At 65.0% G+C, this 6941-nt stretch carries 5 protein-coding genes; 2 read left to right on the forward strand and 3 right to left on the reverse strand.

Going from position 1 to position 6941, the window contains the following annotated elements:
- Positions 1–196: 196 nt before the first annotated feature.
- Both AUJ55_05230 and AUJ55_05235 read left to right on the forward strand, forming a co-directional pair.
- Positions 197–1255 (forward strand): hypothetical protein, encoded by a 1059-nt coding sequence (locus tag AUJ55_05230; GenBank protein ID OIO58435.1) that lies wholly within the window; start codon positions 197–199, stop codon positions 1253–1255.
- Positions 1252–4323, forward strand: coding sequence for a hypothetical protein (locus tag AUJ55_05235; GenBank protein ID OIO58436.1), 3072 nt, complete (start codon positions 1252–1254; stop codon positions 4321–4323). Before AUJ55_05230 ends, AUJ55_05235 begins: the two co-directional genes overlap by 4 nt.
- Before the next feature lie 42 nt (positions 4324–4365).
- On the opposite strand, the gene AUJ55_05240 is transcribed toward AUJ55_05235, so the two are convergent.
- From AUJ55_05240 to AUJ55_05250, 3 genes are all read right to left on the reverse strand, one after another.
- Entirely contained in the window at positions 4366–4665 is a 300-nt protein-coding gene (locus AUJ55_05240; protein ID OIO58437.1) for a hypothetical protein, read from the reverse strand.
- Positions 4666–5236: 571 nt separating this feature from the next.
- Positions 5237–5614, reverse strand: a complete 378-nt coding sequence (locus AUJ55_05245) for a hypothetical protein (protein ID OIO58438.1) — start codon at positions 5612–5614, stop codon at positions 5237–5239.
- Positions 5615–5883: 269 nt separating this feature from the next.
- Complete coding sequence (locus tag AUJ55_05250) at positions 5884–6549, reverse strand: hypothetical protein (protein OIO58441.1); 666 nt, start codon at positions 6547–6549, stop codon at positions 5884–5886.
- Positions 6550–6941 lie beyond the last annotated feature (392 nt).

A 6941-nucleotide genomic window follows, 5' to 3' on the forward strand; every position in this document is an offset into this window, starting at 1 on the left:
GAACAACAGAGCCAGCCAAAACCGACGCATGAACGCTCCACCTTTGGGGGTCAAAACAGGTAAAAAGACAAGGTTGCTTCCCGCAAGGGGTGCAAGAATACGGGTTGAACATGAAACCGCCATCGCCTGGCCATGTTCTCTGGGTTTTATTCAACGTTTCGCCAACGCCCTTCGCACCACATTCTGGAGCCGTCTCATGCGTCGGATCGTCCTGCTGCTCGCCCCCATCCTACTCGCCCCCCTCGCCCAAGCCGCCGATACCCCCGCCGCCCCCCCACCTACCCCGGTGATCGTGGCGGTAGCCGAACCGATTGCCTGGCAGCCCGAGGCGAACCGCGACGCAGTGGTGACCGCCCCCAACCCCCTGCACCTTGGTTTTCGGGTGGTGGGACAAATCGCAGAGGTGACGGTGCAGATCGGCGACCGGGTAGGGCAAGGGACGACCTTGGCCACGCTGCGCCGCGCGCCCCTGGAGCGGGCGATGCGCACCGCCGCCGCCAAGGTGGTCGACGCCGAGGCTGATCGCGACCTGGCCGAGGCCGAACTCAAGCAGACCACCCAGTTGGCGGCGGGCAAACACGCCTCGGAGCTGGAGCTCAAGCGGGCGCAAAGCCGCCTCGACCGGGCCAAGGCGCTGGTGGAGCAGTTGCAGGCGGCGCTGGAGCAGGCCCAGGACGACCTTGCCGCCAGCCGCCTGACCGCCCCGGTAGCGGGACAGGTGGTCGCCATCAACGAAGGGCCGGGCGCTTGGATGCAGACCGGACAGGCGGTGGTCACCTTGATCCCCGACGGCGGTTGGTCGGTGGAATTCCAGATCCCCTTCTCCGAGCTCCCCCCCGCCGGCACCGAGGTTTCGGTCCCCGCGTATGAGGTGACCGGGCTGCCCAGCGTGCTGCGCGAGGGGGATCGCCGCCTGCGGCTGGCGACCCTGCGCCTCTACCTGCCCCCCAATACCCTGGAATCGCACCTGCTGGTCGGGGGGCAAGCGGCCACCGTGACCTGGAAAAAGGAGGGGGTCTCCATCGACGCCGCCCGCCTGAGCCGCGACGCCATCGTTTATTCGCCCCAGGGGCAGATCGCCTGGGTGCTCAACCCCGACAACACGGTGCGCCCTCTGCCGCTCAAGCCGGTCGGGGCGCTGGAGGGCGATCTGATCCTCACCGACTTGCCCCCCGGCAGCCGGGTGGTGGTGCAGGGTAAGGAGCGGCTGCGTCCCGGCGCGGCGGTGGCGATCCAAGAGGAGGGTGCCAAGTGATCGACGCCCTGCTCAAACGGGGGGTCACCGTCACCGTCATGGCCCTGCTGACCATTCTGGTCGGCGCTCTGTCGTTGCAAATCATCCCGGTGCAGCTCATCCCCGAGATCGAATCGGGGGCGATTACCGTCGAGGCCCGCTGGGGTGGCGCCTCCCCTGAAGAGGTGGAGCGCGAGCTCATCGTCCCCCTCGAAGATCTGCTGGCCGGAACCGAAGGGGTCGAGTCGCTCTCGGCCCAATGCTTCGAAAACCTGGGGCGTTTGAAGCTGGAGCTGGCACCCGGCACCGACCTGGACGGCACCCTGGTGCGGGTGAGCAACCGACTGACTCGCCTGAAAGATTGGCCCCAGGATGCCGACCGCCCCTCGCTGAGCACAGCGGGATCGGACGATCAACCCATCGCCTGGATCATCCTCAGCCGCAAGGAGGGGGTCGACACCCCCATCGCCGCGTTCGGCGATCTGGCCGAGGACGTCATCCGACCCCGGCTGGAACGGATCTCGGGGGTGGCGGCGGTCAACGTCTTCGGCGCCCCCGAAGAGCAGGTGGTGATCCACCTCGATCCCGACAAACTCGCCCGGTTGGGCTTGCGGGTCGATCAGGTCCAGCGGGCGGTGCAAACCTCGTTTCGCACCGTCTCGGCCGGATCGGTCGACGAAGACCGCCGCCATGTCTTGATTCGGGTGGTGGGGGAGCAGCCCGATCCCCAGGCGTTGGGGGAGGTGGTGCTGATCGGCTCGGACCTGCACGCCGTGCGGCTCAAGGATGTGGCGACCATCGCCATGGAGCCCAAGCGCTTCGACGTCATGGTGCGGCAGAAGGGGGCCCCCTCCATCGCCGTCAACGTGGTGCGCCAAGCCGGGACCAACACCCTGGAGATCATGGATCAGATCTACAAGGCGATTGACGATCTGAACACCGGCCCCGTCGGACGGGCCGGGGCCAACCTGCTCCAGGTCTACGACGCCACAATCTACATTCATGCCTCGCTCGATCAGGTGGCGCAAAACCTGGTGATGGGGGGCGGTCTGGCGGTCGTCATCCTTCTGCTCTTTTTGCGCAACCTGCGGGCCACCGCCATCGTCGGGGTGGCGATTCCGATCTCGGTGATCGGCGCCTTTGCCTTCATGGCGCTGACGGGGCGCTCGGTCAACGTCATCTCGCTGGCCGGGATGACCTTCGCCATCGGCATGCTGGTCGACGCCGCCATCGTGGTGCAAGAGAACATCGACCGCTTGCTGCGCCAAGGCAAAACCCCACTGCAAGCGGCCAGCCAGGGGATCAAAGAGGTGATGGGGGCGATCTTCATCTCGACCGCCACCACAGTGGTGGTGTTGATTCCGCTCTTGGTCAGCCAGGAGACCATCGGCCAGCTCTTCCGCGACATCGCGGTGGCGGTGATCGCAGCCGTGACCCTGTCGATGTTGGTGGCCAGCTCGGTCATCCCGACCGCCTCGCGCCGCTGGCTGCGTCCCGGCGCTAGCGGCAGCGAGGTGTTGCCTCTGCTCACTCGCCCCATGCGCCGCTTTTTGCGCTGGGTGGTGGCGACCCGCAAACGGGCCGCAATGGTGGCACTGAGCATCATCGCGGCGACCTTGGGGGGGGCTCAAGCGCTGCTGCCCCCGGCCGAATACTTGCCGACCGGCAACCGCAACCTCGCCTTCGGTGTGCTCATCCCCCCGCCGGGAATGAGCCTAGAAACCCTGACCCAAATCGGCAAAAACATCGAAGCGGATCTCGGCCCCCATTGGGATCAAAACAACCCCGTGGAGCCTGCGATCACCAGCTTCTTTTTTGTGGCGCGAGGGCAGGCGGTCTTCATGGGGGCGCGGGCCGCCGACGGCGAGAAGATCGACGATCTGGTCGCGGTGATGCAAAAGAGCATCGGGCAGATCCCCGGGCTCTTCGGCATCGTGCAGAAGGCCAGCCTCTTCGGGCGCTCCATCGGCACCGGGCGCTCCATCGACCTGCGCCTGACCGGCCCGAACTACGAAACCCTGATGCCGGCGATCTTCCAGACTTTCATGACATTGAAAGGGGCGCTGCCCGACCTGCCGATGCGCCCCATGCCGGGGCTGACCCTGGGACAGCCGCAGTGGCAGGTGGTCCCCGACTTGGAGCGCTGCCTGCAACTCGGCCTGCCCCCCGACGTGGTGGCCCGCACCGTCGATGTCTTCGCCGACGAGGCGGTGATCGGCGACTTTTTGCGCCACGGTAAGGCGATCGACCTGATGCTGGCCGGCCCCGGCGAGCAACTCGACTCCCTGGACGACCTGCCGCTGCTCCCGATTGCCCTGGACGGCGGCGGGATCGTGCTGCTGCAAGATGTGGCGGCGATCAGCGAAACCAACGCCCCCAACGAGATCGACCGGGAGGACCGCGAGCGGGCGGTGACCATCCGCATCACCCCCCCCGAAACCCTGGCGATGAGCGATGCCGTCGAACAGGTGGAGGCGGCCATCGCGCCGCTCAAAACCGGTTTTGCCGAGCAGGGAATCGTTGCCACTTCGCGGGGCACGGTCGACGACCTGACCAAGGCGACCGGGATGATGACCTTCCAGGTCGGTCTGGCGGTATTGCTCACCTTTTTGCTGATGGCGGCGTTGTTCGAGGCCTGGAAACCGGCGCTGGCGGTGATGGCGGTGGTCCCCACCGCCTTCTTCGGGGGTCTGGCCGGTTACTGGTTGCTGCACAGCATCGTCCCCACCGCTGGGTTCGACACCTTGACGATGTTGGGCTTTGTCATCCTGGTGGGGATCGTGGTCAACAACGCGATTTTGATCGTGCATCAGGGGCGGCATTTGGTGGCGAACGAGGGGATGAACCGGGTCGACGCCATCGTCGAGGGGGCGGTGAGCCGGGTGCGCCCCATCGTCATGTCGACCCTGACCACCGTCGGGGGCTTGCTCCCCATGGTGGTGCGCGGCGGCGCCGGGTCTGAACTTTATCAAGGGTTGGGGGCGGTGCTGCTGGGGGGGCTGGCGATCAGCGCCACGTTGGCGTTGGTGGTGGTCCCCGCCGCCGACCGCTTCATCGGCGGGGGGGAAGAGGAGCAAAGCGGGGGGTGACGACCGCGGCGACGGAGCGCCTTCCTGCGGTTGGGCCGAACACTACGGGGGGGAGGAGTTCTTGGTGATTTTGGGCGACGCCGACGAGGAGCAATCGCCGAAAATCTGCGTGCGTCGGTACACCAGCAAGCGATCCCCTTCACCGGCGGCGAGGTCGCGCTGACCGTGAGCATCGGGGTCGCCATCCACAAAGGTCACCCCGACTGCGCCCAGTTGCTCGACCGGGCCGACGGCGCCCTGTACGAGGCCAAGCGGCAGGGGCGGGATCGGGTGATGGTGGGGTCGTTCTCGTTGACGGTTCGAGCATGAAAAAAGGCGCCCGAGGGCGCCTTTTTTGTGCATGGGAAGGTGGAAGCGGCGGCTTTGTGGAAGCACCTCTTTTGTGGGAGCGCCGTCTCGGCGCGATGATCCCAGCGCCTTTCGCGCAGCGGGAGGATGCGCCCTCGGGCTGAATAATCGCGCCGAGACGGCGCTCCCACAAATTTCAGGAAGCCTCCCCGCGACAAGCTCGGGATGAGCGAAACAACGGACCTCCTACCACTGCATCGAACGGTCGGGGTTCACCGTAGGAGCGGCGCCCCCGCCGTGAGGTTTTCGTTCATCGCGGCAAAAACCTACGAGAGGCGACGCACCCCCATCACAAGCGTCATTCCGGGGCGCCGGAGGCGAACCCGGAATCCACCTCCGGGAAAAACACCCCCATGGGCACGACTCGGGTTTCCGTTGGATTCCCGTCCCGCAACGACGCCTCTAAATCCCTTAAGGAGGCGCTGATTTATTGCGCGCTTCCGAGCGGCCCAGGGATGGGCCGCCAAAATAAGGAACGTAAGTGACTGATTTTGAAAGCGAAGCAAAAAACACGTTTTTTGCGAAGCGTGCTGATTCAAGGCAGGAGCCTTTCATCAGCGTTTCCTTAATGAATCTCGATGGTGCGGGGCTGCGGTTTGGCCCGCTTGGGGATGACGACCTCAAGCACCCCGTCGCGGCAGCGGGCACTGATCGCCTCCCCGTCGACGCTTTCGGGCAGGTTGAAGCTGCGGCTGAAAACCCCGGAGCGGCGCTCACCGATGAGCAGCGCCCCATCCACCTCCACCCGCTTTTTCTCCCCCTTAAGGGTCAACACCCCCTCGTGCAGGGTGATGTCAAGGCTGGACGAATCGACACCGGGCACATCGGCGGCAATGACAAACCGCTCCTCCTCCTCACGCACGTCGACGGCGGGGGACCAAGCGTGCTCGGCCTGGGGACGGTAGACACGACGGGGGGAAACGGGGGTGCGAAGAACGAACATAGGGGGCTCCTGGGTTTGAGGTCGTGGGTTGATGCCCAAGAACTAAGTCCCAGGAGGGGGGTGTCAAGGTGAGGACGACGAGGGTCACGGCGGTCGTCCGCGAAGGGCGGCGCGATTAAACCGAGGTTTTCTTGATTTTCTTCGCGCCTTCGCGGCTTTCGCGAGAACCGCCTTTCGCCTTGCGCTGTTTCACCAACGTCGCCCCCTTCGACGGACAGCAGCTAGGCAATCGCGCCGGGGGCTGCGCTCCTACAATTTTTTGATTTTCTTTACCCCACCCCCTCCAACGGCACCGCGTCGATCTGGTTGGGGTCGCGCCGTCGGAACCAGCCGGTCAGGGCGATCCGTTCTTTGGCGGTGGGCAGCACCTCGTGTTCGAAACGCTCGGTCAAAAAACAGAAGAAGGTGCCGCCGTGCGGCGGTAAATCGAGGGTTTGCTCCCCCACCTCGGCGGGCAGGAAGACCCGTAGCTCCCCCCCATCCCCCGGCTGCCAGTCGGGATTGAGGTAGAGGATGCAGGTCAACACCCGCTCGGCGGTCCCAGCGAAGCGGTCATTGTGGCGCTTGTAAAAGCCGCCGGGGGGGTAGAGGGCATAATGTCCCTCGTAATCCCACAGCCCCAGAAACAGCTCGAGATTCAGGGCCAGGCGCAGCCCCTCCAGAAATTCCAGGTAGGGGCGCTGCTTGGAGGTGGGGTCGGTCTCGTCGATCCACAGCACATGGTCGCGGCGGATCTCGTCCACCACCGTCAACCCCTCCCCCTGCCCCACCCCGGCCCGATGGAAGGCATCGCGCTGCCACAGGCTGCGCACCTCGCCCGCCATCGCCGCCACCGCCTCGGGGGGAAACAGCCCCTCCAGGGCGCACCAACCCTGTGCCACGAGATCGTCGAGGATCCGCTCGATGCGATCCTGTGCGCCCACGCTTACATCCACGCGATACCTGCCCAAATTGACGAAGAATGAGGATTGGCGCTGGCCCTGAAGAGGGGGATCGAAGCGCCGAGAGGGGAGACATTTTGCGCTGGAGGGTGGGGTGGGCGCCATCGGAAGGTCGGGTTGATCGCGGTCACCCATGGGGCAACATCAAGGCATGTCTAGGAGTCTGTCGGACTTGAGATCGTCCTACTCGGCAATTGCTCCTGCATTGCTCTACCTCCTGCATCCATGCAGTCGTGCGCCGGCGGGTAATCGGTCCAAATTTCCCCGGTTTTTCGTCACATAGACACCACTATGATCCTCAAAACCGTGAAAATTTGGCCTCGATTCCCCACTCGGCTCGCTACGGACGCTCAAGCCCGACAGACTCCTAGACAAGCGCTGATTGA

It is taken from the genome of Proteobacteria bacterium CG1_02_64_396, assembly GCA_001872725.1.
In the GTDB taxonomy this organism is placed as follows: Bacteria; Pseudomonadota; MNWR01; order CG1-02-64-396; family CG1-02-64-396; genus CG1-02-64-396.

Bases quoted from the DNA above. Each gene is read 5' to 3' on its own strand.
- AUJ55_05245 (OIO58438.1), bottom strand. From the start codon at position 5,614: ATGTTCGTTCTTCGCACCCCCGTTTCCCCCCGTCGTGTCTACCGTCCC.
- AUJ55_05230 (OIO58435.1), top strand. From the start codon at position 197: ATGCGTCGGATCGTCCTGCTGCTCGCCCCCATCCTACTCGCCCCCCTC.
- AUJ55_05240 (OIO58437.1), bottom strand. From the start codon at position 4,665: ATGCACAAAAAAGGCGCCCTCGGGCGCCTTTTTTCATGCTCGAACCGT.